Below are 988 nucleotides of genomic sequence, written 5' to 3'. Positions count from 1 at the left end.
CGATGCCCAGACGCTTGAAGAGCTTGGTGGAGAGGAATACGCCGCTGGCGCTGTCCGAATAGACCACGAAGTGCGCGGTGAGCAAGCTACGCTTGAAGGCGTCAAGGGTGGAAATATCCGGCTTGGGGGCGCCCGCCTTGACGGCCAGGCCGATGCGCGAGAGCGCCAGCAGCTTGTGTTCGGACTTGGAGACCTTGCCCTCTGCGACCAGCTTGTCCAGCGAGTCGCCCACCATGATCACCACATCGATGGGTTCGCCGCGCTGCAGGCGGTTGGGGATGGCCTGTGGCGTCTGGCCCATGGAGGGGCCCCAGCCAGAGATCAGCTTATGGCCGGTCTTCTTTTCGAAGACGGGCGCCAGCGCCTTGTAGGCGGCAGCGAAACCGCCCGAGCTGACCACGTGGATATCGGCGGCGGCAGCCAGCGTGCTGATTGCGCCCAGGGCCAGGGCCAGCACGCTGCGCTGGAAGAGGGTGGTGCGGGAGGTACGGAAAATGCGGTTCATGCGGATCTCCTGTTAGCGTTTTGATTTCGCTGTGATTGGGGTGAGACCCGGCAGTTTGAGTAGAATCCTTTGAAAAGTTAATTGCATTTAATCTGGGGATTGATAAAAAATGCGCATCAATATCGAGACCGCCGAATTGCAGGCCTTCATTGCCGTAGCGCGCCAGTCGAGCTTTCGCGCGGCTGCCGAGGGCCTGTTCATCACGCCGCCGGCATTGAGCCGACGCATCGAGAACCTGGAGCAGGCCTTGCAGGAACGGCTGTTCGATCGCACCACCCGGCGCGTCTCGCTCACCCCGGCCGGCGAGCTGTTCCTGGTTCATGCCCAGGCCGTGATGGAAGAGCTGGAGCTGGCCGTCAAGAGCGTGGCGCAGGGCATGGCGCAGCGGCGCGAGCACGTGACGGTGGCCTGCGTGCCCTCGGTGGCCAACAATCTGCTGCCACGGGTATTGAAGTCTTATGCGCGCAGTCATGCCAATGGCGG

2 protein-coding genes are annotated in these 988 nt (G+C 62.4%); one reads left to right on the top strand and one right to left on the bottom strand.

Annotated features, from left to right (window positions below; translation table 11 throughout):
* Positions 1-505, bottom strand: a 505-nt coding sequence (locus I5W_RS21880) for a substrate-binding domain-containing protein (protein WP_044530822.1), incomplete at its 3' end; no start/stop codon positions are given.
* Between the two features lie 109 nt (positions 506-614).
* On the opposite strand from I5W_RS21880, the gene I5W_RS21875 reads away from it, so the two are divergent.
* Positions 615-988 (top strand): LysR family transcriptional regulator (locus tag I5W_RS21875; protein WP_044530821.1); only part of this gene is annotated, 374 nt, incomplete at its 3' end.

Origin of the sequence: Herbaspirillum sp. B65 (genome assembly GCF_000333555.1) — a bacterium.
GTDB classification, from domain to species: Bacteria; Pseudomonadota; Gammaproteobacteria; order Burkholderiales; family Burkholderiaceae_D; genus Herbaspirillum; species Herbaspirillum rubrisubalbicans.
The sequence above is the reverse complement of the archived record's forward strand: the minus strand, read 5'-3'. Positions and strand labels throughout refer to the sequence as shown.